Source organism: Bacillus sp. 2175 (assembly GCF_057812155.1).
The window spans coordinates 4024320-4050394 of record NZ_CM173819.1; the positions used below are offsets into that span (position 1 = coordinate 4024320).

Below are 26075 nucleotides of genomic sequence, written 5' to 3' on the forward strand. Positions count from 1 at the left end.
ATAAAATATTTATCCCCTATCCCACCATATACAAGTATCATTTATAGGGCCGCGTTTTTTAAATGTTGTATACTTGTCCACATTTATTACACGATATGCATAAACCATAAAAAAAAGCACACTATCTTTTCATATAGTGTGCTTTTTTACAACTTTTTTATTCATCATCTTGATCTTTGTTTTTATTGTCTTTATCATCTTTTGGAGCTTCACCATTTACTTCTTTGTTTTTCAAATCAAAGTAAGCGTCCATAATTTCACGACCAATATATCCATTAATACCAGTCTTATCATCATGTACCCATGGAACGACAACAGAGAATGCTACTTCTGGATCTTCAAGTGGCGCATAACCTACTAATGTTAAGTTATATGTTTCCACACGTTCACCTTTTGCATTTCTACCAATCTCTTTATCTCCACCATACACAGTTTGAGCTGTACCAGTTTTCCCAGCAGCTTTATATTTTGCACCTGTAAAGTACTTTGTAGCTGTACCACCTGAATCATTATACACTTGTCTAAATCCTTCTTGAACGCGTTTAATTTGCGATTCCGGCATATCAATACGATTTAATACTTTCGGTTCCATAGATTGAACAACTTTCCCAACTTCATCTGGTTTCACTGCCGGTTGACGAATTTCTTTTACAACTTGTGGTTGCATACGATATCCGCCATTGGCAATCGTCGAAATATATTGCGCTAATTGAAGCGGTGTATACGTATCATACTGTCCAATTGATAAATCTAGTAAGAAACCTGGTTGACTACTCTTACCCATCTGACCAGCAGATTCATTCGGTAAATCAATTCCTGTTTTTACACCAAGTCCAAACTGTCCGAAATAATAACGCATCGTATCAAATGCTTTTTGAGGTATATCTAACGTACCACCTCTCACATATGGAACACCGGCGATATTCATCGCTGTTTTAAACATATAAACGTTAGAAGACATTTTTAAAGCTGTAAGGTCATTAATGTATCCCATCGTTTTCCAAGACGACTTCGTAGGTGTACCTTTTAATTTAATTGGTTCATCCAATTGTACTGCCCCTGGTTGAATCGCACCAGTTTGATATCCAGTAAGTACTGTTGCACCTTTTACAGTTGACCCCATCGGATAAGAACTTGTCATGGTACCTAATGCAAAGTCATTTACTTTCGTTTGACCATCTTCGTTAACTAATTGTTTCCCCGCCATAGATAAAACTTCACCATTTTTTGGGTTCATCATTACAACAAATGCGCGATCTAAAAGAGGTTCACTTCCTTTAAACCTCATTAAATTCTTCGCAAGAATATCTTCCACGCGCTTTTGTAATTCCATATCAATTGTTAAGTTCAGGTCATTACCACTTTGTCCTTTTGATACATTAATCGTTTCTAAAATATTACCGTTTTTATCTGTAACATTTCTAACTTCTGCTTTCGTACCATGCAGGCTATCTTCATACTGTTGTTCAAGATAACTTTTTCCTACTCGGTCATTTCGATTGTAATCACGAACAAGATAGTAATCTAGTCTTTCTCTCGGTAAGCCTTCATCAGATGTCGACACCCCACCAAGTACACTTCGGAATAAATCATCGTACGTATATTTTCGCTCCCAATCAACATTCGTATCTACACCTGGTAATGCTGCTAGGTTTTCACTAATAATCGAATATTCCTTTTCTGTAGCATCCTTTTTAATAACTTGAGGTGTCATTGCATATCCGCCGTCCATCTTACTCTTAATCGCTAGTATTTCTAGATCTTTGGCGGATAATTGATTAATCTCTTCTTCTGTTACACGACTTCTCTGACGCTCGTCTAATTCTTTATCATCAATTTTTTTATCTTTAAACTCTTGACGATCTTTATTCGTAATTTTTTCTTTAGCTTCCTCTTTATGCATAGCAAGCCAATAATCTTTTTTATCGCGATCTGTTAATTTATCTGTCGGTACTTCAATCAAATCTGCTAGCTTTTTCGCTGTTTCTAAGCGATCCTCTGCAGTTGATCCCTTCATTTTTGTAAATGTAATAGTACGAATGGCTGCATTATCTACTACAGGTCGCCCATAACGGTCAAATATTTTCCCACGCGGTACAGGATTACTTATCGTTGAGTTTTCTTTCTTCTCCACTTCATTCTTATATTCTTCACCGCGAACAATTTGTACATATCCGAGCCTTACAATAACCGCGGAGAACATTAAAAACACGCAGAAAAACAACACGTTTAATCGAAAAGGAACGTGGGTCTTTTTCTTATTTTGCTTCTGCTTCTTGCTCATACAAACCCCCTCTACCAACAGCTATGTAATGTGAAAGGGACACCCTCATACAGGTGTCCTCACTGCTGTCTTACATCTTTTTCTATTCTAGCATAAAACAAACGAGAAGTTAACCTTCTGGTTCAGTTTGGTTTTGCGCGTTCTCTTGCGTTACAACACTTGTTTTACTCGCATTTCCCTCATCATATTTGACATTTTTAACTGCAAAATAAATAAGAAAATGTCCAGCACCTAAAATACATAATAAGTAAGGTAAACTTTTTTCAGGTGGAAAGAATAGTACAGCACATAAAAAACTTAAAATGGAACAGATTCTTCCGGCGTTTAACCATAACTCCCGAACAACGACATATTCCACACGCCATTCTCTCGCATTTTTCGCTCTACCAATTACATCATATGTCATTGATCCGTACGGAACAAGTAAAATAGGATATGCAATCGCAATACATGCCGCATAAATAAGTAATTTCGTGTATGTAACATTGAAAATAACTAAAAAGACGACAGCATATAAAATAATGCCCCCAAGTAAAATTGCTTTTTTTCGCCACTCCTTCTTTAACATACGAGCAACTAAGTAATAACATACAAAGGATACAGCAGAGTTCACTAAACTGTATTTCCCTAATGCGAACTCACTATTAGTTGCTAAATAAACATATACTGAAATGACAAAAATAAACGTCCCTTCTCTCAATCCTTGGAAAAAATGAGCTCGTGTAATCTTTCCCCAATTTTTATCAATCCGTCGTTCTTTCAATACTTGCACGATTTCATAACGCCCTTCACATTCTCTTTTAGATAAAAAGAAGCTTAAGACGACAGCAATTGCAAATAGAACTAATGAAAGAAAGAATATAACAGTATAGCCACTCCATTTCTCCATACGTGAAATTGTGTATCCTGCTGCTATTGGTCCAATCATCCCAGAGAAGGATGTAAGAAGTCCAAGAAACCCATTAAAGAAATCTCTTGTTTCTGGTTCTGTAATTTCAAATGTCAATAAGTTAAAAGCCAACCAGTAAAAACCGTATCCTACTCCTAAAAGAGCCCCCATTAATAGAATATACTGAGAAGCACTTTTCCCTGCTACTAAGACAACGATAAAAAAAATTGCGAGCGTTCCTACCCCTATTCGTAATAAAATCGAGCGATCGATACGTTTCGCTAATTTCCCCCCTACAAGAAATGTGAGAGGCTGTAATACCACGCTGGCTAAATTATACAAGCCAAGATTCACATAATTTTGTGTTTGTTTCCATAAATAAATATTTACAAACGTATTCGATAAAGAAATTGCGAGCGTGTATAAACCTCCTATAAGGAGCAATAACACTAAATCCCGATTCACTTCAACGTCACCAATTATATGTTTCCATTTCATACACAACTCTCCTTTACTTCATGTTCTAGTCTTCCAAAGACAAGCCCAATTATGTAAAAGGAAAGCATAGAAAAAAGCTAGGGGCTCTCCCCTAGCTTTTTCTATATTTGTTACAATTATTTTGCTTCTTGGTAACGTTTTTCAGCAGCGTTCCAATCTACAACGTTCCAGAATGCACCGATGTAGTCTGGACGACGGTTTTGGTAGTTTAAGTAGTAAGCATGCTCCCAAACATCTAAACCGATAACTGGCGTTTTACCTTCAGTTAAAGGAGAATCTTGGTTTGGAGTGCTTGTTACTTCTAACTCACCATTGTTTACTACTAACCAAGCCCAACCAGAACCGAAGCGAGTTGCGCCAGCTTTTGCGAATTCTTCTTTGAATGCATCGAAGCTACCGAATTTTGCTTCAATTGCAGTTGCAAGTTCACCTACAGGTTGTCCTCCGCCGTTTGGAGATAGGATTGTCCAGAAGAATGTATGGTTAGCATGTCCGCCACCATTGTTACGTACTGCTGTACGGATTGCTTCTGGTACTTCGTTTAAGTTTGCAACTAATTCTTCTACGCTTTTGTCAGCTAATTCTGCATGACCTTCTAAAGCAGCGTTTAAGTTTGTAATGTACGTGTTGTGATGTTTTGTATGATGGATGTTCATTGTTTCTTTGTCAAAGTGAGGCTCTAAAGCATCATACGCATAAGGTAAATTTGGTAATTCGTGTTTTGCCATTGTTATATTCCTCCCAGTTTATGTATTGCCACTTAAGTGACATACAACTTCATTCTACCCTAATTGCCATAGGGTGCAAACAAATAAATCACATTGTCTTGCTATCATTAAAGTAGCAAAATCCCCACTTCTTTTCAATTAAAATGCTCATATATTCCGTAAAAAAAGCTTCCTTCTACAAGGAAGCTTCCTGCTAACATAATAAACATGTGAAATGGATATGGACCCTGTAGGACTCGAACCTACGACCGGACGGTTATGAGCCGTCTGCTCTAACCAGCTGAGCTAAGGGTCCACAATTATGTATGTAACAACATATCAAATAAAGGAATTCCTATCGGATATGCTCTTTAAGAAATGTAAGATAAATTTACCATATAGAAAAGAAAAGTGTCAATTGTATTTTTCTTATTTAAAAGAAGAAAGTTAATAAAAGAAATTTAGTTATCTCCACTATATGTAAATATAATATATCTTGAGATTCTCTAGATTACTACGTTACAATGATTTTATACATACATAAAGGAAGTGAATCTATGTCCATATTTACCCAATTCGTAAAAAGCATATACTCGCCTAAAGATATGGCGCTATTCCGTTTTCAAAAAATCGGTAAAACCATTTTGTATATTATGCTACTTTGCTTAATTACTACTATTCCAAGAACTTTTTTGTACGGTAGTTTTATCCAAGATGGTGTAAGCATGGTAAATCAAGTCATCGATAAAGATTTACCTGATTTTAAAATTGAAAATGGCGAACTAAAAGCCGATATTGATCAACCTATTGAAAAAGAAGAAGGAAATGCACTTTTCGTATTTGATCCAAATTCAACAGACCTAGAAAAATATCAAAATAAAACAGGTTTATTTGTTTTAAAAGATAAAGTAGTCTCTATGGGAAATGGTCAAATACAAACGTATTCTTATAACGATTTGTTAGGTGCATCTCTTGAGAAAAAAGATCTACAAGAATTTATTTCTTTATTCGATAATATTTATCCAATTTTATTATTTGTTATTGGATTCTTAGTGTACCTATTCCAATTATTCATCACTTTTGTAGGTGTGACTTTACTTGCGTTCATCGGTTCTGCTATGAGCGGTCAACGTAAACTATCCTATAAACAAGTTTGGACACTAACTGCATACAGCTACACAATCCCAACAATCTTCTTTATGATTATGGATGCATGTAAGATTGTCGTACCTGGATCAACATTCATCTATATCGCAGTTGTTTTAATTGTTCTGTACTTAACGATTAAAGAAGTTCCAAAACCGAAAGAAAAATAAGAACGAAAAAAAATGCCTAAATAGGCATTTTTTTTTTGGACAAGCATATATTCCTAGCAAAGGAGTGAAGAATATGAAGAGATTAGGTATATTCCTATTCGTGCTTGTTCTCGGTTATATATTTTATTACGATATAAAAATCGGTACTTTACCGATGTTAAGTTCATATAAAAAAACAACTGCTGCTCAAACGATTAAAAAAGAAAACACAGACAGTCAGCAGAATAAAGAGAACAAAACAGAAAAAGAAACGGATGTATCTTATAAAACAATTGAAGTAAAAACTGGTGAGACAGTTCTTTCTATTACAGAACAAATTAACAAGAAAAAAATTCCTTCCATAGAAAAAGTCATTGACGACTTTAAACAATTAAACAAAAGTACATCTGCTACAAAAATACAAATTGGAAAGTCTTATAAATTCCCCTTATATCAATAAGCTATCACTTAATCCTTGTCAATTACATAAAGGCGCTGATACAATAGTAAAAGTGAAACCGAGTACTTCGGTTTCTATAGCCCTATATCACGTATACTATCATTGATATGAGGGACTAAATAAGAAACTTCTTTTATAAGGAGAGCGATCTATTCGTGAATGAAATGACTCATCGTACAAAAACACGTCCAGTTAAAGTCGGTAATTTAACAATCGGCGGTAATAATGAATTAATTATACAAAGTATGACAACAACAAAAACACATGATGTTGAAGCAACAGTTGCTGAAATTAAGCGTTTAGAAGAAGCCGGCTGTCAAGTCGTCCGCGTTGCCGTTCCAGATGAACGCGCAGCAGATGCTATTGCTGATATAAAAAAACAAATCAACATTCCACTTGTTGCTGATATTCATTTTGATTATCGCCTTGCTTTAAAAGCAATTGAAGGCGGCATTGATAAAGTACGTATCAATCCAGGTAACATTGGTCGTCGCCATAAAGTAGAAGCTGTTGTAAATGCAGCAAAAGAGCGCGGTATTCCAATCCGTATTGGTGTAAACGCTGGTTCATTAGAGCGTCATATTTTAGAAAAGTACGGGTACCCAACTGCAGATGGTATGGTTGAGAGCGCGCTACATCATATTAAAATTTTAGAGGACCTAGATTTCCACGATATTATCGTATCTATGAAAGCCTCTGATGTTAACTTAGCAATTGAAGCATACGAGAAAGCTGCTCGTGCTTTTGATTATCCATTACATTTAGGTATTACAGAATCTGGAACATTGTTTGCCGGAACTGTAAAAAGTGCTGCTGGTCTTGGAGCAATCTTAAATAAAGGCATCGGAAATACACTACGTATTTCATTAAGTGCTGATCCAGTTGAAGAAGTAAAAGTTGCTCGTGAACTATTAAAATCATTCGGTCTTGCGTCTAACGCAGCAACACTTATCTCTTGTCCAACTTGTGGTCGTATTGAAATTGATTTAATTAGCATCGCTAACGAAGTGGAAGAATACATCTCTACACTTCAAGTACCAATTAAAGTTGCAGTACTTGGTTGCGCTGTAAATGGCCCTGGTGAAGCTCGTGAAGCTGATATCGGTATTGCCGGTGCACGTGGAGAGGGATTATTATTCCGTAAAGGGCAAGTCGTTCGTAAAGTACCAGAAGAAACAATGGTAGAAGAACTGAAAAAAGAAATCGACGTAATTGCTGCTGAAATGGCTGCTGAACGAGAAAAAGAAAAAGAGACACAAGAACAATAAAAAGAAGGTTGCCACAACATTTGTGAGCAACCTTCTTTTCTACGTAAAAAAGCTCGTCAGTTATATAACCGACGAGCTTTTACTTTGCACATTTTGGACAACGACCATATATTTCAAACTTATGCCCCGTTACTTCATAACCGGTAAAATCTTTATTCATAAAATCCATTGGACAGGAAGTAATCTCTTTCGTTCCCCCACAATCCAAACAAATAAAATGATGATGATGTTCCATAATAGAACAAGTAAAACGAAAATGTTTTTCACCATTTAATTCCGTTTGTTCTAAAACACCAATCTCAGCAAAAACTGTTAAGTTACGATAAATCGTATCAAAACTAAGCCCTGGATAATCGTCCTTCATATGCTCTAAAACGTCTTTCGCAGTTAAATAACGATTATGTGCTGCAAATAATCTGAGCATCTCTTCTCTTTTTCCAGTATGTTTGTATCCTTTTTCTTTCATTAGGCGTAAAGCTTCTGTTAGATTCATACCTATCCCTACTTTATGCAGTTTTTTTCTTCTTCCATAAAATCGCACCGATTAAAATAAGAACTGCTATCATAACAATTGTACCACCTGGCGCTAGATCAAGTTGATACGAAGCAAACATTCCACCAATTACTGCAATTTCACCAAATAAAATGGAAAAGAAAATTGTTTGTTTAAATCCTTTAGCAATACGAATACTTGCTGCAACTGGTAACGTCATTAATGATGATACAAGAAGAACCCCCACTACACGCATTGATACTGCAATGACAAGAGCAACTAATATAATGAAAATAAAGTGAATCCATTTCGCTCTTAAACCAGTTGATACTGCGTATTCCTCATCAAATGATAATAGAAACAGCTCTTTATATAATAAAATAATTGTCGCAACAACAACAATTGCTACAATCCCAATAATAATTAAATCTGTACTTGTTACAGCACTGACACTACCAAATAAATAACTAAATAAGTCTGTGTTAAATCCATTTGCAAGTGAAATGAAAATAACTCCAACCCCCATCCCTGCCGAAAGGATAATTGGAATTGCTAATTCTTGATAGTGCTTATATACAGTTCGTAACTTTTCGATTAGTAGCGCTCCACCAATCGAGAAAATCATCCCCATATATAAGGGGTTTAAAAACCCACCTGTAAAAATGGTTTTTTCAAGTAATAAACTTGCTGCAATACCCGATAACGTCACGTGACTTAATGCATCCGCAATAAGAGATAAACGACGAATAACAACAAACACACCAATTAACGGTGCAACAAGTCCAATTAAAATACCTGCGTATAAAGAATTACGTAAAAAGTCATATTGTAAAAAATCTTGTATCATTATATCCTCCCGTGATGCTCATGTTCGTGTTCTAAACGATGAACATGATGTCCATATAAGACGGACATTTCTGCATCTTCTAACTCTCGGAACTTCTCTACATTCCCATGGAAATGTAGATGTTGGTTTAGGCATGCAACATGTGTTACTTTTTCAGTAACAGCTCCCATATCATGAGTAACAAGAATTAATGTGATCCCGAGCCTTTTGTTTAAATCCTCTAATATTTCGTAAAAACTTTCCACATTTTTCACATCGATTCCAACAGTAGGCTCGTCCAAAATAAGCAATTCAGGATCACTAACGAGCGCACGAGCAATAAATACACGCTGTTGCTGTCCACCAGAAAGCTCTCCAATGTTACGACCTTGAAACTCACTCATCCCTACATCAGCAATTGCTTTTTCTACCTTTTTCTTATCCTCTTTTGTGAAAAAGCGAAAAAGCCCTTTTTTCGAAACAAGTCCCATTGACACAACTTCAGAAACAGTTGCTGGAAAACCAGAATTGAAACTATTTGCCTTTTGGGATACATAACCAACTTTGTTCCATTCCTTAAACTTCTTACTATCAACGCCAAACACGCGAATGCTTCCTTCTTTTGGCTTTAAAACACCTAATAAACACTTAAGTAAAGTTGATTTACCTGAACCATTCGGTCCCACTAAACCTAAAAAAGCTCCCTTCGGAACTTGCAAATTAATATTTTCTAACACATTCCGATCTTCGTATCGGAATGTTAAACCTTCAATTTCTAATATATTATTCATAGCATCTCACCTATTTTAATTCAGAATGATTCCGATTTATATCTATTTGAATTATAGTACAGCTTATTATAGTTGTAAACCAATCTGCCTAAAATATATCTATTTTTTCAAGAAACCTTACTATTATAACAAAAAGCAGAGAAAAATTCTCTGCTTTCGAAAAATATTCCTATAAACTTTTTAGTGAATAGCCGATTTAAACTTACCACCATTTGTCTCTTGCGTGCTCATAATCGTAACAAACGCATTTTCATCAATTTCATGCACAATTGATTTTAACTTCGTCACTTCTAGACGCGTTACAACTGCATAAATAACTTCTTTTTCTTTATCCGTGTAACCACCTTTCGCTACAAGCTTTGTAGTTCCACGGCCAAGACGATGCAAAATCGCGTTTGATACTTCCTCATATTGATCAGATACAATTAAAACCGCCTTCGTTTCATCTAGCCCTTGAATTACTGTATCGATCGTTTTAAATGCGATATAGTACGTCATAACAGAATACATCGCTTGTTCCACACCAAACACAAATGCTGCCCATGCAAAAATAAATAAGTTCACAAACATTACGAATTCACCAACAGAGAACGGTAATTTCTTCGTTAATAAAATCCCCATAATTTCAGTTCCATCTAGCGATCCACCATGACGAATTACAAGTCCTACACCAAGACCTAAAATAAGACCACCAAACACTGTCGCTAAAATAGGTTCTGTTGTAAATGGTGGTACCGCATGTAACGTTGACTCAATGAAAGCTAATGCTACAATACCAAATGTCGAAGATAACATAAATGTTTTTCCAATTTGCTTATAACCGGAATACATAAATGGGATATTGAGAACAACGACTAAAGTAGAAAAACTTAACCACCAAATGTTAGGAGTAAGATAATCTAATATAAGAGAAATACCAATAATTCCACCATCAATAATTTTATTTGGCATTAAAAATAGTTCAATTGCTACCGCCGCGCATGCTGCTCCAAAAATAATCATAACTAAACGATAAATGAGATGAATAACACTTTCTTTTCGATGTTGCTTTTGCTCCATAAGTCCTCCCTTTACTCTTTTTCTGTAGTTTTGTCCTTATATTATAACATACGCTTCTTTTCCTCATGAAAAAAGAAACTCCATACGAATATGTACAAGCTATATGCTCATATATTTCGATAGAAGAACGCGTGAAGGAGGATAATAAGATGAACCTCATTAAACAAATTGTTAATAAAAAATTAAATCATATTTCTACAAAAGAGTTATTAAAATATAGCAAAGAATATGAAGTTCCCATTACAGCCGCACAAGCTGATCAAATCGTTTTACTTATGAAGGGTAAAAATATTAATATTTACGATAACAACGAGCGACTAGAGCTCTTAAAACAAATCGCAAAAGTAACTTCCCCTGCCACTGCCCAACAAGTAAATACATTATTTCAGCAACTACTAAAATAAGGAGGGGATTTCCCCCTCCTTATTGCGCTTTAATTTTTTCAAGAAGCCCTTCATCAAAAGTGCCGTTTTTCAGCATTTCGATTTCCAATTTGTATGGTGGCTTCTTATCTTTTTTATCTTCCCCTACATACGGTGTTTCAAGAATTTTTGGTACATGCATTAACTGTGGATGATGTACAATGTGATGCAATGCTTTATACCCAATGTGACCAAATCCAATGTTTTCATGACGGTCTTTTCCTGCTCCGCGTACATTTTTACTATCATTAATATGAAGTACTTGTAAACGATCTATACCAACGATCTTATCAAATTCGTTTAATACGCCGTCAAAGTCATTTACAATATCATATCCTGCATCGTGCGTATGACACGTATCAAAGCATACAGATAGCTTTTCATTATATTTTACACCATCAATAATTTTTGCAATTTCTTCAAAGCTACGACCGCATTCTGTTCCTTTTCCTGCCATCGTCTCTAACGCAATGTTAACCGTCTGTTCTGGCGTTAATACTTCATTAAGCCCTTTAATAATTTGTTGAATACCAGCATCTGCTCCAGCACCAACGTGCGCTCCTGGGTGAAGAACAATTTGTTTCGCTACACCTAATGCCGATGTTCTTTCAATTTCCATGCGAAGAAAGTCTACGCCTAATTGGAATGTTTCTGGCTTCGTCGTATTCCCAACATTAATAATATACGGCGCATGGACGATAATTTCCTCAATTCCGTTCAGCTCCATATGTTTTCTTCCTGCTTCTATGTTCAATTCTTCAATTGGTTTTCTTCGTGTATTTTGCGGTGCACCTGTATAAATCATAAACGTTGTTGCACCGTATGAAACAGCCTCTTCACTTGCTGCTAATAACATTTTCTTACCACTCATGGAAACATGAGATCCAATCTTTAACATACAATCACCTCTTCAATATACAATAGATATAATGATAGCATAATTTGTAGAAATATGTAGTGAATTGTTTGTTCACAAAAGATGCACTACACAAATTTATATGACTATTTATACAGACTATACTTTTCATTTAAATTAGCTGGATTAAGTGAAACTTTAATCAATACTTTTCTATCCATATTGATTACATCTCCCACAAATAGCGGGATAAAAAAAAGATAAGGGAAACCCCTTATCTTTTTTTATTGCCATATTTTTTCTTCACTTTGTCACGTTCTGTTGCAAGTTTACGTTTATAGTTTGGTTTTACTTTTTTCGGTTTTTTAATAACTTTCGTTGCCATAACATCAAGTTCGTCATTTGGTTTTTTACGGCTCTTACGACGACGACGCTCACCTAAATCGGCCCACTCATCTCCGCGTAAATCTACATGCTTGAACTCAATATGACGTTGTTTTTCTAAACTATCTAACGCTTCTTCGTTTGCTGGATCATATATCGTCACTGCAATACCAGAATGCCCCGCACGTGCTGTTCTTCCAACGCGGTGAACGAAGAAATCTAAATCTGATGGTAGCTCATAGTTAATAACATGGCTAATCCCTTCAATATCAATACCACGTGCTGCTAAATCAGTCGCAACAATATATTGGAATTCAAGGTCACGAATTTGTTTCATCATTTTTTTACGATCACGTGGTGATAAATCCCCGTGAATTCGTCCAACTTTTAAGCCACGTTCCATTAATCCATCAGCAACTTGGTCTGCCATCTTTTTCGTATTCGTGAAAACAACTGCTAAATACGGTTTAAATTGAAGTAGCATTTTATGCACTAAATCAATTTTATTACGATGTTTAGAAGGCACTAAATAGTGTTCAATGTTTCCAGCTGCAACTTGTTTTGGATTGATATGAATATGCTCTGGATTCTCCATATACTTCTTCAGAAACGGTTTTAGTTTTTGAGGAATTGTTGCAGAGAAAACTAACATTTGCAAGTTTTTAGGCATGCGTGCTGCAATTTTATCTACATCATGAATGAATCCCATATCAAGCATTAAGTCTGCTTCATCGACAATAATCGTATTTGCTTTATGAACAAATAATGCTTGCTCTTCTACTAAATCTTTAATACGTCCTGGTGTTCCAACTACGATATGAGGTTGTTTTTTCAACTTTTCAATTGAGCGTTGTTTATCAGTTCCACCAATTAAACAACGTGCTGTAATCATTTGGTCTTCCGCACAAAACTTTGTTAATTTCACGATTTCTTCGTAAATTTGTTGTGCTAACTCACGAGTAGGCGCTGTAATAACAAGTTGTACTTCTTCACGACTTGCATTAATTCTGTTTAATGTAGGAAGTAAGTATGCATGTGTTTTCCCAGAACCTGTTTGGGATTGTCCAATTACACTTACACCTTTTTTCACGACCGGGAAAATTTTCTGCTGAATTCCTGTCGGCTCTGTAAAGCGTAGTTCACGAACTGCATCTATTAAAAATGGTTTAAAATCATACTGTGTAAAAGTTTGTTGTGTCATAAGTTACACCTTCTTTCTAAAATTTCTACTGCGCGCACAAATCAGTCAAGTCTACATTATATCGAAATCTACAAGTAAAATCCATCTTTAGTTTAGGTTTTCACTTCAAAAACTAACCTTCTTCCCTTTTATTGCATATTGTATGTGTATATACCTAACTGAAGAAAGGAGGATTTCTCACATGTTTCCGAAATCCCCTACAAGGCAAATGTATCCGAATCCAGGGCAACAACCTTATACACCATATCCAATTCCACAACTACCACCAATGGCACAAAAAAAGAAAGGTTTTCTTGCTAAGCTTTTTAAAAAACACGATCCAACCGAGCCTTTTATGCAAATGGTTCCACCTTACCGACAAATGGAAGGGCAACCGATGATGCATCAGCAACCACCACCGCCACAATATCAACAGCAATATCAGCAGCAATACCACCAACAATATCAGCAGCAACATCCACAATATCAACCATACATGCAGCAACATCCTGAGCAAATGATACCGCCTCAAATGTATGAATCAAATGAAACGCGCGGCGGCGCAACTACAGCTGCCGCAACAGCAAGCAGTGGCATCGGCAGTTTCTTTTCGAACTTAATTTCGAATCCTACTAATATGATAAACAACATCGAAAAAGTATCCCAAGTCGTTCAATCTGTAGGTCCTGTCGTCGAACAGTATGGTCCTATTATGCGTAGTCTACCAAGCATTGTTAAAATCCTCACCTCTGGAAAAAGTACGGAAGAAAATCAAACGGAAAATGTAACAGAGCCAGTTGAGGTAGAAAGTCCGCCTCCTGCACCTCAAAAAAAGAAACGAAAACGAAAGAAAATAGTGATTGAACCTGTAATAGAAAAAGAGTTACCGAAAGAACCAGTTCAACAAACAGCAACAAAACCAAAACTATATGTGTAACAATCCTTTGTTTTCTATCCACTCCTCCTTTATAATGTAAAAGACTATGCACAAAAGTATCCCTTGTTTAGAAGGAGAGGATTACTCATATGAAAATTGTTAAAATTTCCCCTCGTGGTTATTGCTACGGTGTTGTCGATGCAATGGTAATTGCACGTAACGCTGCATTAGATAAATCATTGCCGAGACCCATTTATATTTTAGGTATGATTGTTCACAATAAACATGTTACAGACGCTTTTGAAGAAGATGGAATCATCACATTAGACGGTCCAAGTCGCTTAGAAATTTTAGATAAAATTGATTCTGGTACTGTTATTTTCACAGCACACGGTGTTTCTCCAGAAGTTAAACAACGCGCAAAAGAAAAAGGTTTAACAACAATCGATGCCACTTGCCCAGATGTTACCAAGACGCATGACCTTATCGAAGCTAAGAAAGCGGAAGGGTATCATGTCATTTATATCGGTAAAAAAAATCATCCAGAGCCAGAAGGCGCAGTTGGTATTGCACCTGACATCGTTCACCTTATCGAAAGAGCCGATGATTTAAAAACATTAGAAATCCCAACAGATAAAATTTTAGTAACAAATCAAACAACGATGAGTCAATGGGATGTTCAACATTTAATGGAGGACATTCAAAAAAAATTCCCAACAGCAGAATTCCATAAAGAAATTTGTTTAGCTACTCAAGTTCGCCAAGAAGCTGTCGCTAAACAAGCTGATGTTGCAGACTTAACAATTGTTGTTGGTGATCCGAAAAGTAACAATTCAAATCGCTTAGCACAAGTATCACAAGAAATCGCGGGTACAAAAGCATATCGAGTTGCTGATGTAAGCGAAATTCAATTAGAGTGGCTACAAGGTGTAGAAAACGTAGCTGTTACAGCAGGTGCTTCTACTCCAACGCCAATTACGAAAGAAGTTATCGCTTTCTTAGAGCAATATGACCCAATGAATCCCGCTACATGGGAAAGAGTTCGAAAAGTACCGTTACAAAAAATATTACCTCGCGTGAAAGTGAAAAAAGAACAATAATAAAAACCGTTGCTTACATGAGCAACGGTTTTTATTTTTCTTATACAAATATAAATGGATCTGTATGTAACTGCGAAGCATGAATGTGTACATTGAGTTTCTTTGCATCCACTTTTTCTTGTAATTGCTTTTGTACACCTTGTTTCATTACTTTTTCAACATTATGTCCTGGGTCAACTATATTTAAACCGAGCATCATCGCATCATGAGCAACATGATAGTACATGTCACCAGTTACATATACATCTGCTCCTTTAAATTTCGCTTGGTTTATATATTTATCACCATCTCCACCAAGTACAGCTACTTTACGCACTTTATCATCTAACTTACCGACAACTCTTGCGCCCTTCACGTCTAATGATTGTTTCACATGTTCTGCAAATTGGCCAAGCGTCATTTCTTCTTGTAAGTATCCTATTTTTCCTAGGCCTAACGTTTCACCTTTATTATCAAGCGGATACACATCGTACGCTACTTCTTCATAAGGGTGCGCCGTTACCATTGCTTTAATCACTTTCCGCTGTAAGGAAGCTGGAATAATCGTTTCGATTCGCACTTCTTCTACACGTTCTAACTGTCCAGTTTCCCCGATATAAGGATTTGTCCCCTCTTGAGGTACAAATGTGCCTGTACCCTCGCTACTAAACGTACAGTGGCTATAATTGCCGATATGACCAGCACCTGCGTCTCCTAATGCTTTCCTTACTTCTTCTGCATGAGTGACTGGCACAAACACAACAACTTTTTTCATTTCTTCTGCATATGTCGGTGCCAAAACTTCTGTATTTTGCAATCCTAACGCCTCAGCAAGTAAATCGTTTACCCCGCCCTTAGCAACATCCACATTTGTATGCGCTGCATAGATTGCAATATCATTTTTAATACACTTTTCAATAATTTTCCCATACACCTTATCTGTATGAATCGCTTTTAACGGGTTAAAAATTAAAGGATGATGAGCAATAATGACATTTGCCCCTAATTGAATTGCTTCATCCACAACTTCTTCCGTTACATCTAGCGCAATCAATACGTGCTGCACGGGTTTATTAAGCGCTCCAATCTGCAGACCAATCTTATCTCCTTCCATTGCCAAATGCTTCGGATACATACTTTCAAATAAAGAAATAATTTCATGGCCGTTTGGAATTTTACTCATGATAAAACCTCCCCTATCATTTTCATTTTCGCTTCTACTTCCCCACGCTTCGCTTTTGTTTCTTCAGAATCAGCCGCACGTTCTAACTGTTTTAAAATATTTTGGAAGTTTTTTAATTCTCCTTCCCATTTTTCAACGAAGGCTTCACTTTTTTCTGTTATTAAAAATGGTCCCATAAACAATTCAGCTTGTTTATTTTCAGAGTAAGGCGCTACAACATTTCCGCGCTCCCCTACTAAAATTTCGTAAATTTTCCCATCTTCTTTTACGATTTTTTCATGGATAAGCTCCCAACCATTCTCAATAAACCATTCACGAATATGATGCGCTGCAATATTCGGCTGTAAAATTAAACGTGTTACACCTTCTAATTTTTCTTTACCACTTTCTAAAATGTCACGAATTAACGCTCCGCCCATTCCGGCAACCGTAATTACATCTACTTCTCCTGGTGCGATAACAGCTAATCCATTCCCTTTACGCACATCTACTTTATCTTGTAAACCACTTTCAGCTACAGTTGCTTGCGCAGAGCGAAATGGTCCATCTACAACCTCTCCTGCAACTGCTTTTGTAGCAATATTATTTATAATTGTATAACACGGTAAATACGCATGATCCGATCCAATATCAGCAACTGTAGATCCTACTGGTATTTCACGTACAACTTCTTCTAATCGTTTTGAAAGCTTTACTTCATTCATGTATTTCCATTACTCCTTCTCTTGTCAGTCTGTCTCCATGATAATGAATTTACAGTAGTTGTTGCAAGCCCATAACAACAATTCACCGCTCTATCATTCATCGTATTTTAGAAAATATAGAAAAACAAGCCCTTTGCATAAGCAAAAGGCTTGTCATACGGAACTTTATTTTTTCTTCGATAACCAATCAGCTACTTTAGCGGCTTGATCAGCTGGAACTATATTGGCAGGCATATTGCCTTTTCCTTTCGAAAGAATTTCTTTAATTTCATCCTTTGAAAGTTTCCCACCAATTTTTTGTAAGTTAGGTCCAACTGCCCCTTGTAACTGATCACCATGGCAGCTCGTACAGCTTTGCTTCACAATATCTTCTGGTTTTGATGCCGTTTGTGCTGGCTTCCCGCCATTTTTTGCATCAGCTAACTCTTTAGATTTATTTAGCCCCTGAAATGAAAATACAAACATAACGATAATACCCAATGCTGCAATAAGAGCGAACGGAATCAGCGGATTACGTTTCATATCTCTTCTCCCCCCTCTATACCCCTAAATAGTTAGATGATTCAGTCATTTATATTGTACTTGAAAACGCTCTATCAGAAAAGAGCAAACTACCACTTGTTAAAAATATTCCATAAATTCAGTTTATTGTTTTTTATTGTCATATCGCTTATTATTTCGATAATTATTAACGTTTCTCATCATATTTTTCGCTTTTCTACATATATTTTTGTATATAATAAACAAAATTAATCGAAAAATCGAAAAATGAGCATTTGCAAATCAAAAGACAATTCTGTAAAATAAATTACAAGAAATTGTAATCGTTGCCCATAGCTAAATTTTAACAAAAATTAACAAAATAAAAAAGTTTACTTCACAAAAGTGAAGTAAACTTAAAAAATAACCTATTCTAAGAAATCCTTAAGACGCTTACTACGGCTTGGATGTCTTAATTTGCGAAGTGCTTTTGCTTCAATTTGACGAATACGCTCTCTCGTTACGCCGAATACTTTCCCAACTTCTTCAAGCGTACGAGTTCGTCCATCATCTAAACCGAAACGAAGACGTAGAACATTTTCTTCACGATCTGTTAGTGTATCTAACACATCTTCTAATTGTTCTTTTAGCAATTCATAGGCTGCATGGTCCGCAGGCGATGTTGCTTCTTGGTCTTCAATAAAGTCACCTAAATGGGAGTCATCTTCTTCACCAATTGGTGTTTCAAGAGAAACTGGCTCCTGTGCAATTTTTAAGATTTCACGTACTTTTTCTGGAGCAAGATCCATTTCCTCACCAATCTCTTCAGGAGATGGTTCGCGACCTAAATCTTGTAATAATTGACGTTGTACACGAATTAACTTATTAATTGTTTCAACCATATGAACTGGAATACGAATTGTTCGCGCTTGGTCTGCAATGGCACGTGTAATAGCTTGGCGAATCCACCAAGTTGCATACGTACTAAATTTGAAACCTTTACGATAATCGAACTTTTCAACAGCTTTAATTAGACCCATATTACCTTCTTGAATTAAGTCTAAGAAAAGCATACCACGGCCTACATAGCGCTTTGCAATACTTACTACAAGACGTAAGTTTGCTTCTGCAAGACGACGTTTCGCTTCTTCATCGCCTTCTTCAATACGCGTTGCAAGTCGAATTTCTTCTTCTGCAGATAGTAAGTCTACACGACCAATTTCTTTTAAATACATACGAACAGGATCGTTGATTTTAACCCCAGGTGGTACACTTAAATCATTGAGGTCAAACTCTTCTTCTGTTTTTGTAATTTGGCGATTATTAGGGCCTTCTTCGTTGTCATTATCACCAACTAAATCAATGCCTTGTTCACCTAAATATTCATAGTATTCATCCATTTGATCGGATTCAATTTCAAATCCATTCATGCGTTCTGCAATCTCTTCATATGTAAGAACGCCACGTTTTTTTCCGAGCTCAGTGAGTTGTTCTTTCACTTGCTCAAGGGTCATTTCAGTTTCAATTTGTTTAGAACGAGCTGGTTTGTCAGCCATCTGTTCCCCTCCTTACGCGAGATACAAACATTCATTATACTAAAACTTTATCAAAAAAGCTATTTTCTCGCTTTTTGATTTTGTAAATATGCTACATAATATTTAGCAGCCTCTACAGGATCTGTTTTTTCCATTTGTTTCACTTTAAAGATAATTTCCATCTTTTCAAGTTTTTCCTGATGCCGTCTAAGCGTCTCCAAATGGCCTTGCAACACTTCTTCTGTGTATTCTGGATTAATAAATTCATCCGTCGAAATATCAGTGATAATATTTTTCAACTTTTCATCAGAGAGCCAACTTAAAAATGTTCCAACTGAAGGTTCATTTCCCTTTTCATAATATGCGTATAGTTCATATAAAATCCCTTTATGTTCTTCTGTATGAAAATCTTCTATATGGGATTCCATACGAACAGCTACTTCTGCACTTTGCAACATATGGTAAATAATTTCTCTTTCCGCTCTTTCAAAACCTGTTAACTTCGGTTTTGTTTGAACGACTTGAGACGTTTTAGCAACCTGCTTTATTTGTTTTTGCTGTACCTTTTGTTCTTTGCGATATTGGTGCAATTGGTTCAAAAGTGTTTCCATTGAATACGAAAATTCTTGCGATAATGACTTCAAATATGACTCTGCCTGCATCGCATCTTGTAACAACGATAACTCTTTTAAAACACTCTTCACATATTCTTCTTTGCCAGACTCATCTTGCAAATTTTTCCCTAAACGCAAATAATTTATTTTAAAACCAACAAAACTCACACTTGATTTCACAAGATTTTCAAAAGCAGTAGTCCCATATTGTTGCACATATTCATCAGGATCAAGCTTATCTGGCAAGGATGTGACTTTCACTTGGCAACCAACTTTTAGCAATAATTGCCCTGCTTTCATCGTCGCTTCTCGCCCTGCTTTATCACCATCATAGCAAAGAACAACAGTTTCAACGTTACGTCGCAGAAGTTTTGCTTGTTCTTCAGTTAAAGCTGTTCCCATTGTCGCAACAGCTTCTTCCACACCACTTTTTACCGCAGCTAGTACATCGGCATATCCTTCGAAAAGAACCACTTGCCCACGCTTTCTAATAAACGGTCTTGCTTGGTGGAAGTTATACAACAATTTACTTTTGTGAAAAATCGGTGTTTCAGGGCTATTTAAATATTTCGGAGTGTCATCTCCTAACGCCCTTCCACTAAACGCTATCACCTTACCTTGTAACGTATAGATCGGGAACATAACTCTTCCACGGAAGCGATCATAATGACTACCATCCTTCTCACTTCTTATTAGAAGGCCAGCTTGTTCCATACTAGACAGCGATAAACCTCTTTTTTGTAAAATTTTCGTCGCTGCATCCCAAGCAGGTGATGCATAACCAATTTCAAACTTCTCAATCATCTCTTTCGTAATACCACGGTTTAATAAATATGAAAGTGCTTCATTTCCCTCTTCCGTATTTACTAATAAATGATGATAATACTTTTTCAATAATTCATGAGCTTGTTGCATGATGACAGTGTCATCAGATATGTCTTCTTGTTGTCCTTGCCCTGATGTATACTCTGCAACCGCAATTCCATTTCTTTCGCCTAGCTTTTGAACAGCCTCGGTAAAAGCCAGTCCTTCCATTTTCATTAGAAAGGAAAATACATTTCCACCTTCTCCACATCCGAAGCAATGAAAAATTTGCTTATCAGATGAAACAGAGAATGAAGGAGAATTCTCACCATGAAATGGACAAAGGCCGAAATAGTTACGCCCCTGTTTTCTAAGTTGAACGTATTCACCAATGACTTCTACAATATCGGATGATGTCCGAATCTGTTCAACAACTTCTTCGGGAATTCTGTTCCCCATAACTCCATCTCCGTGTCGTATTTTGTATTCGATATAAATTAAAAAATTCCTTTATAATTCGACAATATTTTTCTAAACTTGTTAGAAAGTGTTGCCGATTACATTGTATAAACGATTTTGAACCTTTCCTATAGGTCCTTTATCTGCATAAATCGCATATACATACTTGCTATATAAAATTGTATACATTTGCTCATCTGTTACAAATGTATCTCTTAGAAACAATACATACACACCTTTTTATAAGAAGAGTAGCAAGCCACATATACTGTTTGATCTTGAGATTTGTAACTTTTTCATGTTGATCCATATAACGATCAACTCCATTTTGTTCAGTATCTACAAAGATCCAATTGCCTTGCTATTTCCTTAAAGGATGAGCATATGATGCGACAAACAAAATTCCGACATGAAATTCCGCTCCAACTTGCACAATTTCAGCCTTCACGGGATATACATCTACACCAACTAATATGTTGTTGATGCTTTGCATATTTCTGTATTCTACATCCCTTCTGTGAATCCTTCCATAATGTGCGTTTTCTTGTATAGATTTTGTCGATTTAACGTAATTACATGTCTTTTTCGTAAATCCTATCCCTAGTTTATTCTGAAAAATTAAAGTCTAAACGTAAAATATAGGTTTTTATCACAATTTTTTATTATAATATATTTTCTTCAACTACGCTACATATCCCTTTATTTTTTCATCTTACATTTCAGGATGACAAACTCACACCTTGAATATACTAAAAGACAAAGGAGTATAAGTATAACCATTACACTACAATCTATTACAAAATCCATAGGTACCATATTTCACACGAGCGAAAAAAGCACATTCACCTTTGGTAAATGTGCTAAAACATTTTTTGGTTTTGCACTGCATTCACAATAATATTTGCTGTTTCTTCAATTGCTTTATTCGATACATCGATTACTTGACAATTTATTTTACTAATTACTTCCTCAAAGTGATCAATTTCTTCTTGAATACGATTAATATTTGCATATGTTGCTCCATCACTTAATCCAAGTGATTTTAATCGTTCTTTTCGAATATGATTTAACTTATCTGGCGTAATTTTCAAACCGAAACATTTTTCTTTTGCCACTTGATATAGTTCTTCAGGTGGGTCAACTTCTGGCACGAGTGGTACATTCGCAACTTTCAAGCGTTTATTATGAGCTAAATATTGGGAAAGTGGTGTTTTTGATGTACGCGAAACACCAATCAACACGATATCCGCTTTTAAAATACCTCGTGCATCTCTGCCGTCATCATACTTCACAGCAAACTCAATCGCTTCAATCTTTTTAAAGTATTCTTCATCTAACCTACGGACAACGCCTGGTTCATATCTCGGCACTTGCCCCGTAATTTCTTCAATTTGATCAATAAGAGGGCCGATAATATCGTATGCCTCTACCCCTTCTTTTGCAGCCTCTGTTACTAAATATTTGCGCATATCAGGCTTAACTAACGTAAAACATATAAGTGCTTGATTACTCTTAGCAATCGAAATCACTTCTTTTAATGTCCCTGTATCTTCTACATACGGTACACGTCTAATATCAGGAGCAAACGGGAATTGCCCCATTGCTGCTCGAACAACCAAATCAGCCGTTTCTCCTACAGAGTCAGATACGACATATACGATTTTATTATCCATTACATTACCTCACTTTAAACAAATTACACTTATTCGTTATTTACTAAATTTACAAACGCACGTGTAATATTTGTTTTTGTAATTCGCCCAATCACTTCTAAACCTTGTTTCGTATCTTTTACAACTGGCATTGCATCAATCTGTCTTTCTATTAATTCCATCGCAATATCATATAAAGAATCCTCTCTACGACACATCGCAATGTTTGGCATCCTTGTCATGATAATATTAACCGGAAGAGAGGTTAAATCCTGCTTTCCTAAGCTCGCTCTTAATAAATCTTTACGAGACACAACACCAACTAATAGAGTCATCTGATCTACAACGAACAATGTACCAACGTCCTCTAAAAACATCGTACAAATTGCATCGTATACGGAAACATTTTTATCAATTACAACCGGTCTAGATTGATAATCTTGTACTTTAATTTTCTTAACAGCTTCAGATAATAGCTGCCCCCCAGTTTTACCCGTATAAAAATAACCTACGCGTGGACGTGCTTCTAAATAACCAGCCATCGTTAAAATTGCTAAGTCTGGTCTTAGCGTCGCACGTGTTAGACCCAATTGCGCTGCAATTGATTCCCCTGTAATAGGACCGTGATCTTTTACAATCTGAATGATATGTTCTTGCCGTTTATTCAGCTCTATGATAATCACCACCTTTAATGCACAACGAAAAAAGTTATACTATCTCTTAAATATTATATACTAAATATGCTATTCGAAAAAGAAAGTATGTAAAAAGGACCGTATACGGCCCAAAATTATATTTGAAACTTATCAAGTTGTTCTAAAAAACGTCTTGATTTCAAATAAATTCCGCAATATTCATCATAATATGTATTCAATACTAAACGCATTTGTTTTTTTGTGCTATCCTTTACCGATACATTTCCGAGCCTATGTAAATCGAAATGGAAGAAAAGACGTAATAATTTATGAACAGCTTCTCCTACCGGTATACGATACGGGTCTTGCTCCGCATGACGTGAGCACAGAAAACCGCCTTCCCTAACGGAGAAGGCGACAAAGTCTGTTTCTTGATGACAAATCGCACATGTATCAAAGTACGGGCGCATCCCTAATACCGGAAGCATTTTCGTTTGATAAATTAATGATAATACTTCTGGATCAACACCCTCACACATATAATGCAACGTTTGATATAACATTTCAAATAAATACGGATTATGTTTTTTATCTTCTGTTGCTTTATCAGTTAATTCAACAATAAATGATGCATAAGCAGTTAAAAATATATCCTCGCGAATTTCTTTCATAGTTGAAATAATCTCGCCTTGTTGCAATGTTCCAAGCCCAGATCCCATTTGAATAAGAAACTGGCCATGTGTCATTAATTGCGACACAGATGCTAATCGGCTTTTCGGTTTTTTTGCCCCTCTTGCCATTGCACTTACCTTACCAAGTTCTCTTGAGAATATTGTAACAATCTTGTTCGTTTCTCCGTAATCTGTCGTACGGATAACGATGCCCTCAACTTTTTGAAACATGTTCGTCACCATCCAAGGTTTGAACAAAACGGGTCAAGAAATTGGAGAGTCTAGATGCGCTAGCTCCTCTTCATGTTGATCCATCTCATCGTTTACGTCTTTTTCCATTTCTTTCAAAAGCAAGTACGTTTCAATGCTTCCTGTTTTGGAGAAAAACTTCCAGGTAAAATCTAGCATAAGAATCCACCTTTCTCAATAAGCGTAGCCTATAAACCAATTTCCTTTGTTGTTATTAAATTGACCCATTTTGTCCATTTTCATGTGAGAAAAATTTTTCCTAATTTATCAAAGTTCATAAAAACCAATAATCAGTGGATGAACCAACCATCCACTGATTACAGCTTGACTCTATTTTAGTACTCATCCTCGCGGAAACCTAGGTCACGAAGCTGAGACATTTTATTACGCCAATCTTTTTGCACTTTTACCCATACTTCTAAAAATACTTTAGAACCAAGTAGCGCTTCAATATCAAAACGAGCTCGCTTACCAACTTCTTTTAACATTTTCCCTTGTTTTCCGATGATGATTCCTTTTTGTGATGCACGTTCAACAACAATCGTTGCATTTATATAAACTGCCCCGCCCTCACGCTTTTGAATCGCATCGATAACAACAGCCACAGAATGCGGCACTTCTTCACGTGTTAAATGTAGTACTTTCTCACGAATAAGCTCTGCAATAATAAATCTCTCCGGATGATCCGTTACTTGATTATCTGGATAGTATTGTGGTCCTTCTGGTAAATACTTTTTAATTGTTCCAATTAAAGCGTCCACATTATTACCGTCTAACGCAGAAATTGGTACAATCTCTGCAAACTCATGTAGTTTACGATATTGATCAATTAACTCTAGTAATTGCTCTGGATGAAGTTGGTCAATTTTATTAATTACTAAAAATACTGGTTGTTTCGTTTCTTTTAACTTCTCGATGATGAATTCTTCACCACGACCAAAGCCTTCGACAGCATTAACCATAAACAGAACGATATCAACTTCTTTTAATGTCGTTTGCGCCATCTTCACCATGAAGTCGCCTAGTTTATGTTTAGGTTTATGTATTCCTGGTGTATCAATGAAAATAACTTGTGCATCATTTTCTGTATATACACCTTGAATTTTATTACGAGTCGTTTGTGGCTTATCACTCATAATAGCAATTTTCTGGCCGATAATACGATTTAAAAATGTAGATTTCCCAACATTCGGTCTGCCAATAATAGAGACAAAACCTGATTTATAACCTTTTCTATTCATGTAAATCCTCCGCTAAAAATGCTCCTGGTAACAATTCTCCGACTGTCGTCTCTTGAACGTCACCATGTAAATTTGTTAAGTATACTTTCGTATCCTGTTTACATAATTCTACCATAACTTGTCGACATGCTCCACAAGGAGGTACTGGGCGCTTTGTATCTGCTACAACCGCAATGGCTACAAATTCTTTATCTCCTTCAGAAACCGCCTTAAATAAAGCTGTTCTTTCAGCACAATTACATAAGCCATATGATGCATTCTCAACATTACATCCACGATATACTTTTCCATCGCGCGTTAATAGTGCTGCACCTACTTGAAATTTAGAATATGGTACGTACGCTTGTTTACGCGCTTCGATTGCTTCTAGAATTAATTGTTTACTATTCATATTCCCGCATCCTTCCTGTTCACAGCTATGAAGAGGTACACTCTCTCATTAAAGCCCCTTACGGCACTTCCAAAGCTTAATAAAAGCTT

The 26075-nt window shown here is 36.2% G+C and carries 28 protein-coding genes and 1 tRNA gene; 6 read left to right on the forward strand and 23 right to left on the reverse strand.

The genetic code is table 11. The features are described 5' to 3' along the window. Positions 1-157: 157 nt before the first annotated feature. The 4 genes from ACXKY9_RS20845 to ACXKY9_RS20860 all read right to left on the reverse strand — a co-directional run bounded on the left by ACXKY9_RS20845 (position 158) and on the right by ACXKY9_RS20860 (position 4694). On the reverse strand, positions 158-2284 hold the full coding sequence (locus ACXKY9_RS20845) for a peptidoglycan D,D-transpeptidase FtsI family protein (protein ID WP_000038982.1): 2127 nt from the start codon (positions 2282-2284) through the stop codon (positions 158-160). 109 nt (positions 2285-2393) lie between these two features. Beyond that, on the reverse strand, positions 2394-3671 hold the full coding sequence (locus ACXKY9_RS20850) for an MFS transporter (RefSeq protein ID WP_000871385.1): 1278 nt from the start codon (positions 3669-3671) through the stop codon (positions 2394-2396). 116 nt (positions 3672-3787) lie between these two features. Continuing rightward, on the reverse strand, positions 3788-4399 hold the full coding sequence (gene sodA / locus ACXKY9_RS20855; RefSeq protein WP_001052031.1) for a superoxide dismutase [Mn]: 612 nt from the start codon (positions 4397-4399) through the stop codon (positions 3788-3790). Between the two features lie 221 nt (positions 4400-4620). Beyond that, a tRNA-Ile gene (locus ACXKY9_RS20860) sits at positions 4621-4694 on the reverse strand. A 241-nt stretch (positions 4695-4935) separates the two neighbouring features. Between ACXKY9_RS20860 and yqgB the strand changes: the two genes are divergently transcribed. From yqgB to ispG, 3 genes are all read left to right on the forward strand, one after another. Beyond that, a complete protein-coding gene (yqgB, locus tag ACXKY9_RS20865; protein WP_000021899.1) occupies positions 4936-5694 on the forward strand; it encodes a protein YqgB in 759 nt (252 codons plus the stop codon). Positions 5695-5767: 73 nt separating this feature from the next. Next, complete coding sequence (gene yqfZ, locus ACXKY9_RS20870; RefSeq protein WP_000825416.1) at positions 5768-6133, forward strand: protein YqfZ; 366 nt, start codon at positions 5768-5770, stop codon at positions 6131-6133. Positions 6134-6297: 164 nt separating this feature from the next. Further along, positions 6298-7401 (forward strand): flavodoxin-dependent (E)-4-hydroxy-3-methylbut-2-enyl-diphosphate synthase, encoded by a 1104-nt coding sequence (gene ispG / locus ACXKY9_RS20875; RefSeq protein WP_153577907.1) that lies wholly within the window; start codon positions 6298-6300, stop codon positions 7399-7401. A gap of 79 nt (positions 7402-7480) precedes the next feature. On the opposite strand, the gene ACXKY9_RS20880 is transcribed toward ispG, so the two are convergent. From ACXKY9_RS20880 to ACXKY9_RS20895, 4 genes are all read right to left on the reverse strand, one after another. Continuing rightward, positions 7481-7894, reverse strand: a complete 414-nt coding sequence (locus ACXKY9_RS20880) for a Fur family transcriptional regulator (RefSeq protein ID WP_001054516.1) — start codon at positions 7892-7894, stop codon at positions 7481-7483. A gap of 13 nt (positions 7895-7907) precedes the next feature. Continuing rightward, entirely contained in the window at positions 7908-8741 is an 834-nt protein-coding gene (locus ACXKY9_RS20885) for a metal ABC transporter permease (RefSeq protein WP_000613815.1), read from the reverse strand. Continuing rightward, positions 8741-9511: a metal ABC transporter ATP-binding protein gene (locus tag ACXKY9_RS20890; protein ID WP_001059662.1), complete on the reverse strand. Its 771-nt coding sequence runs from the start codon at positions 9509-9511 to the stop codon at positions 8741-8743. Before ACXKY9_RS20890 ends, ACXKY9_RS20885 begins: the two co-directional genes overlap by 1 nt. 180 nt (positions 9512-9691) lie before the next feature. After that, positions 9692-10570, reverse strand: coding sequence for a YitT family protein (locus ACXKY9_RS20895; RefSeq protein WP_000435963.1), 879 nt, complete (start codon positions 10568-10570; stop codon positions 9692-9694). A 149-nt stretch (positions 10571-10719) separates the two neighbouring features. Here ACXKY9_RS20895 and ACXKY9_RS20900 point away from each other — a divergent pair, with 149 nt between their 5' ends. Continuing rightward, positions 10720-10974: a DUF2624 domain-containing protein gene (locus ACXKY9_RS20900; RefSeq protein WP_001048954.1), complete on the forward strand. Its 255-nt coding sequence runs from the start codon at positions 10720-10722 to the stop codon at positions 10972-10974. 19 nt (positions 10975-10993) lie between these two features. Here the strand turns inward: ACXKY9_RS20900 and ACXKY9_RS20905 are convergent, their stop codons facing one another. Continuing rightward, a complete protein-coding gene (locus ACXKY9_RS20905) occupies positions 10994-11890 on the reverse strand; it encodes a deoxyribonuclease IV (protein ID WP_000912460.1) in 897 nt (298 codons plus the stop codon). Positions 11891-12122: 232 nt separating this feature from the next. Next, on the reverse strand, positions 12123-13433 hold the full coding sequence (locus tag ACXKY9_RS20910; RefSeq protein ID WP_000194015.1) for a DEAD/DEAH box helicase: 1311 nt from the start codon (positions 13431-13433) through the stop codon (positions 12123-12125). A gap of 181 nt (positions 13434-13614) precedes the next feature. On the opposite strand from ACXKY9_RS20910, the gene vrrA reads away from it, so the two are divergent. Both vrrA and ACXKY9_RS20920 read left to right on the forward strand, forming a co-directional pair. After that, positions 13615-14349: a VrrA/YqfQ family protein gene (gene vrrA, locus ACXKY9_RS20915; protein WP_000484170.1), complete on the forward strand. Its 735-nt coding sequence runs from the start codon at positions 13615-13617 to the stop codon at positions 14347-14349. 89 nt (positions 14350-14438) lie between these two features. Further along, positions 14439-15389, forward strand: a complete 951-nt coding sequence (locus ACXKY9_RS20920; RefSeq protein ID WP_000706659.1) for a 4-hydroxy-3-methylbut-2-enyl diphosphate reductase — start codon at positions 14439-14441, stop codon at positions 15387-15389. A gap of 40 nt (positions 15390-15429) precedes the next feature. On the opposite strand, the gene ACXKY9_RS20925 is transcribed toward ACXKY9_RS20920, so the two are convergent. The 13 genes from ACXKY9_RS20925 to ACXKY9_RS20985 all read right to left on the reverse strand — a co-directional run bounded on the left by ACXKY9_RS20925 (position 15430) and on the right by ACXKY9_RS20985 (position 25986). Next, entirely contained in the window at positions 15430-16551 is a 1122-nt protein-coding gene (locus ACXKY9_RS20925) for a Nif3-like dinuclear metal center hexameric protein (RefSeq protein ID WP_000036232.1), read from the reverse strand. Next, entirely contained in the window at positions 16548-17255 is a 708-nt protein-coding gene (locus tag ACXKY9_RS20930) for a tRNA (adenine(22)-N(1))-methyltransferase (protein WP_001006545.1), read from the reverse strand. The genes ACXKY9_RS20925 and ACXKY9_RS20930 overlap by 4 nt, the downstream gene beginning before the upstream one ends. A 165-nt stretch (positions 17256-17420) precedes the next feature. Beyond that, positions 17421-17777 (reverse strand): cytochrome c550, encoded by a 357-nt coding sequence (gene cccA, locus ACXKY9_RS20935; protein WP_000828141.1) that lies wholly within the window; start codon positions 17775-17777, stop codon positions 17421-17423. 386 nt (positions 17778-18163) lie between these two features. After that, complete coding sequence (rpoD, locus tag ACXKY9_RS20940; RefSeq protein WP_000764066.1) at positions 18164-19291, reverse strand: RNA polymerase sigma factor RpoD; 1128 nt, start codon at positions 19289-19291, stop codon at positions 18164-18166. Between the two features lie 59 nt (positions 19292-19350). After that, positions 19351-21147 (reverse strand): DNA primase, encoded by a 1797-nt coding sequence (gene dnaG, locus ACXKY9_RS20945; RefSeq protein WP_000528222.1) that lies wholly within the window; start codon positions 21145-21147, stop codon positions 19351-19353. Positions 21148-21228: 81 nt separating this feature from the next. Continuing rightward, on the reverse strand, positions 21229-21372 hold the full coding sequence (locus ACXKY9_RS20950; RefSeq protein ID WP_000479733.1) for a hypothetical protein: 144 nt from the start codon (positions 21370-21372) through the stop codon (positions 21229-21231). Positions 21373-21508: 136 nt separating this feature from the next. Then, on the reverse strand, positions 21509-21640 hold the full coding sequence (locus ACXKY9_RS20955) for a hypothetical protein (RefSeq protein WP_002062334.1): 132 nt from the start codon (positions 21638-21640) through the stop codon (positions 21509-21511). Positions 21641-22007: 367 nt separating this feature from the next. Beyond that, positions 22008-22820: a pyruvate, water dikinase regulatory protein gene (locus ACXKY9_RS20960; protein ID WP_000368936.1), complete on the reverse strand. Its 813-nt coding sequence runs from the start codon at positions 22818-22820 to the stop codon at positions 22008-22010. 29 nt (positions 22821-22849) lie between these two features. After that, the gene (gene ccpN, locus ACXKY9_RS20965; RefSeq protein WP_000583756.1) at positions 22850-23482 is read right to left on the reverse strand and encodes a transcriptional regulator CcpN; all 633 of its coding nucleotides are present in this window, start codon (positions 23480-23482) and stop codon (positions 22850-22852) included. 107 nt (positions 23483-23589) lie between these two features. Then, on the reverse strand, positions 23590-24336 hold the full coding sequence (gene recO, locus ACXKY9_RS20970) for a DNA repair protein RecO (RefSeq protein WP_000487013.1): 747 nt from the start codon (positions 24334-24336) through the stop codon (positions 23590-23592). A gap of 33 nt (positions 24337-24369) precedes the next feature. Further along, positions 24370-24513 (reverse strand): YqzL family protein, encoded by a 144-nt coding sequence (locus tag ACXKY9_RS20975; RefSeq protein WP_000883924.1) that lies wholly within the window; start codon positions 24511-24513, stop codon positions 24370-24372. A gap of 176 nt (positions 24514-24689) precedes the next feature. After that, a complete protein-coding gene (gene era, locus ACXKY9_RS20980; RefSeq protein ID WP_001080229.1) occupies positions 24690-25595 on the reverse strand; it encodes a GTPase Era in 906 nt (301 codons plus the stop codon). After that, a complete protein-coding gene (locus ACXKY9_RS20985; RefSeq protein ID WP_001086282.1) occupies positions 25588-25986 on the reverse strand; it encodes a cytidine deaminase in 399 nt (132 codons plus the stop codon). The genes era and ACXKY9_RS20985 overlap by 8 nt, the downstream gene beginning before the upstream one ends. Positions 25987-26075 lie beyond the last annotated feature (89 nt).

What these genes read in the sequence shown, in the direction of transcription:
- ACXKY9_RS20880 (WP_001054516.1), bottom strand. Translation starts at nt 7,894, where the DNA reads ATGAATCTAACAGAAGCTTTACGCCTAATGAAAGAAAAAGGATACAAA.
- ACXKY9_RS20900 (WP_001048954.1), top strand. Translation starts at nt 10,720, where the DNA reads ATGAACCTCATTAAACAAATTGTTAATAAAAAATTAAATCATATTTCT.
- ACXKY9_RS20910 (WP_000194015.1), bottom strand. Translation starts at nt 13,433, where the DNA reads ATGACACAACAAACTTTTACACAGTATGATTTTAAACCATTTTTAATA.
- yqgB (WP_000021899.1), top strand. Translation starts at nt 4,936, where the DNA reads ATGTCCATATTTACCCAATTCGTAAAAAGCATATACTCGCCTAAAGAT.
- rpoD (WP_000764066.1), bottom strand. Translation starts at nt 19,291, where the DNA reads ATGGCTGACAAACCAGCTCGTTCTAAACAAATTGAAACTGAAATGACC.
- recO (WP_000487013.1), bottom strand. Translation starts at nt 24,336, where the DNA reads ATGTTTCAAAAAGTTGAGGGCATCGTTATCCGTACGACAGATTACGGA.
- ACXKY9_RS20985 (WP_001086282.1), bottom strand. Translation starts at nt 25,986, where the DNA reads ATGAATAGTAAACAATTAATTCTAGAAGCAATCGAAGCGCGTAAACAA.
- ACXKY9_RS20885 (WP_000613815.1), bottom strand. Translation starts at nt 8,741, where the DNA reads ATGATACAAGATTTTTTACAATATGACTTTTTACGTAATTCTTTATAC.
- dnaG (WP_000528222.1), bottom strand. Translation starts at nt 21,147, where the DNA reads ATGGGGAACAGAATTCCCGAAGAAGTTGTTGAACAGATTCGGACATCA.
- ACXKY9_RS20895 (WP_000435963.1), bottom strand. Translation starts at nt 10,570, where the DNA reads ATGGAGCAAAAGCAACATCGAAAAGAAAGTGTTATTCATCTCATTTAT.
- ACXKY9_RS20925 (WP_000036232.1), bottom strand. Translation starts at nt 16,551, where the DNA reads ATGAGTAAAATTCCAAACGGCCATGAAATTATTTCTTTATTTGAAAGT.
- yqfZ (WP_000825416.1), top strand. Translation starts at nt 5,768, where the DNA reads ATGAAGAGATTAGGTATATTCCTATTCGTGCTTGTTCTCGGTTATATA.
- ACXKY9_RS20845 (WP_000038982.1), bottom strand. Translation starts at nt 2,284, where the DNA reads ATGAGCAAGAAGCAGAAGCAAAATAAGAAAAAGACCCACGTTCCTTTT.
- vrrA (WP_000484170.1), top strand. Translation starts at nt 13,615, where the DNA reads ATGTTTCCGAAATCCCCTACAAGGCAAATGTATCCGAATCCAGGGCAA.
- ACXKY9_RS20975 (WP_000883924.1), bottom strand. Translation starts at nt 24,513, where the DNA reads ATGCTAGATTTTACCTGGAAGTTTTTCTCCAAAACAGGAAGCATTGAA.
- ACXKY9_RS20890 (WP_001059662.1), bottom strand. Translation starts at nt 9,511, where the DNA reads ATGAATAATATATTAGAAATTGAAGGTTTAACATTCCGATACGAAGAT.
- ACXKY9_RS20920 (WP_000706659.1), top strand. Translation starts at nt 14,439, where the DNA reads ATGAAAATTGTTAAAATTTCCCCTCGTGGTTATTGCTACGGTGTTGTC.
- cccA (WP_000828141.1), bottom strand. Translation starts at nt 17,777, where the DNA reads ATGAAACGTAATCCGCTGATTCCGTTCGCTCTTATTGCAGCATTGGGT.
- sodA (WP_001052031.1), bottom strand. Translation starts at nt 4,399, where the DNA reads ATGGCAAAACACGAATTACCAAATTTACCTTATGCGTATGATGCTTTA.
- ACXKY9_RS20930 (WP_001006545.1), bottom strand. Translation starts at nt 17,255, where the DNA reads ATGAATGAAGTAAAGCTTTCAAAACGATTAGAAGAAGTTGTACGTGAA.
- ACXKY9_RS20955 (WP_002062334.1), bottom strand. Translation starts at nt 21,640, where the DNA reads ATGCAAAGCATCAACAACATATTAGTTGGTGTAGATGTATATCCCGTG.
- ACXKY9_RS20960 (WP_000368936.1), bottom strand. Translation starts at nt 22,820, where the DNA reads ATGGATAATAAAATCGTATATGTCGTATCTGACTCTGTAGGAGAAACG.
- ACXKY9_RS20850 (WP_000871385.1), bottom strand. Translation starts at nt 3,671, where the DNA reads ATGAAATGGAAACATATAATTGGTGACGTTGAAGTGAATCGGGATTTA.
- ACXKY9_RS20905 (WP_000912460.1), bottom strand. Translation starts at nt 11,890, where the DNA reads ATGTTAAAGATTGGATCTCATGTTTCCATGAGTGGTAAGAAAATGTTA.
- era (WP_001080229.1), bottom strand. Translation starts at nt 25,595, where the DNA reads ATGAATAGAAAAGGTTATAAATCAGGTTTTGTCTCTATTATTGGCAGA.
- ispG (WP_153577907.1), top strand. Translation starts at nt 6,298, where the DNA reads ATGACTCATCGTACAAAAACACGTCCAGTTAAAGTCGGTAATTTAACA.